Source organism: Streptomyces sp. SID13031 (assembly GCF_010548305.1).
In the GTDB taxonomy this organism is placed as follows: domain Bacteria; phylum Actinomycetota; class Actinomycetes; order Propionibacteriales; family Kribbellaceae; genus Kribbella.
Map to the genome: position 1 here is coordinate 1 of NZ_JAAGLV010000052.1, position 1279 is coordinate 1279.

Consider the following 1279-nt stretch of genomic DNA (forward strand, 5'->3'; position numbering starts at 1 on the left):
ATGGTGAGGCGGCCGGGGGTGGGGACTGTCCACTCAGGGCGGGTGACCTGGATGACGCCGTCGCTGATCTTCACCGACCAGTGACCCGCATGGACAGCGCGGTGATGAGCACCGCACAACAACACCAAATTGGTGATCGAGGTCGGGCCGCCATCGACCCAGTGGATGATGTGGTGGGCGTGGCAGTGCGACGGCGGGGCCTTGCAGATCACGCAGCCCTTGTCGCGGCGGATCAGGGCCCGGCGGATCGGGCGGGTGACGAACCGGTAGTCCATTCCCACATCCAGCGGCTGGGAATCCGTGCCGAGGACGATCGGGAGAACAAACGCGTCACACGCGAGACGGCGGACCGCAGACGCGGACAGGTTGTCACCGAAGACCAGTTCACCGACGGCCTCAGACGTCAGGGCTTTCAGGTCGGCGAAGTCGATGGTGACGGTGATGTGCGGGATGCCTGGCCCGGAGGTGTTGCCGATAGCGGTTTCGAGGATCGTGATCAGTGCGTCGGCCTGGCGCTTGTCGCGAGAGCGCGGGTCGGGGTCACCGTCGATCGTCTTGTGGGGCTTGGCCAGGTCATGGATCGCGGTCTGGAACTGTTCCGCGTTCTCACCGGACAGGAAACCGCCGAACTTCAACCCGTGGTCCACGGGACGAATCCACAAGTTCTCTGCCTGCGCGGCGGCTTCTTCGGCGGGTTCGGGGCCGTCGGTGTCGAGCCGGTCGAGGACCTGGCGGCCGAAGTCGCGTAGTTCGTCGGGGGTCAGGTGGCGGGCGGCTTCGATCAGCTGTTCTTCCGCGACCCGCAGATCCTCGACAGGCACGGTCGGCGGGGCCTTCTCCAGGGTCGCGACGATCACCCGGGCCAGGTCCGGCGTCAACACGGCAACCTCAACAACAGCGTTGTCGTCTGCGTGGGGGTCGGGCAGGGCTGCGATGACTGCTTCGTATTTGGGCAGGTTCTTGAGGAATTTGAGGTCTCGGCGGATGTCGCCGCGGTTGCGGCGGTGGCGCAGGGAGAGGAGTTCGACGGTGTTGTTGGCGCCGAGTTCTGTGGCCAGGCCGCGGGATTCGAGGTCGGCGGTGACGTTGAGCCGGTAGGTGATCAGCTTGGACAGCACGGCGTCGACCGTGTCTGCGGTGATCAGCAGTTCGCTGTCACTTTGCAGGCACGGCAGTCGTAGCTGCGAGATCTCCATACCCGAAACGATAGACGACCCCACCGACAGTTTTCAAAGCCGAGAACTCCTTATTTACAAGGGATCGACGAACAGCAGGAACT

Annotated in this window: 1 protein-coding gene; it reads right to left on the reverse strand. The window is 64.3% G+C overall.

Annotated features, from left to right (window positions below; translation table 11 throughout):
- On the reverse strand, window positions 1-1196 hold a 1196-nt coding region (locus tag G3I17_RS39180), incomplete at its 3' end, for an HNH endonuclease signature motif containing protein (RefSeq protein WP_164604492.1).
- Window positions 1197-1279: the final 83 nt, after the last annotated feature.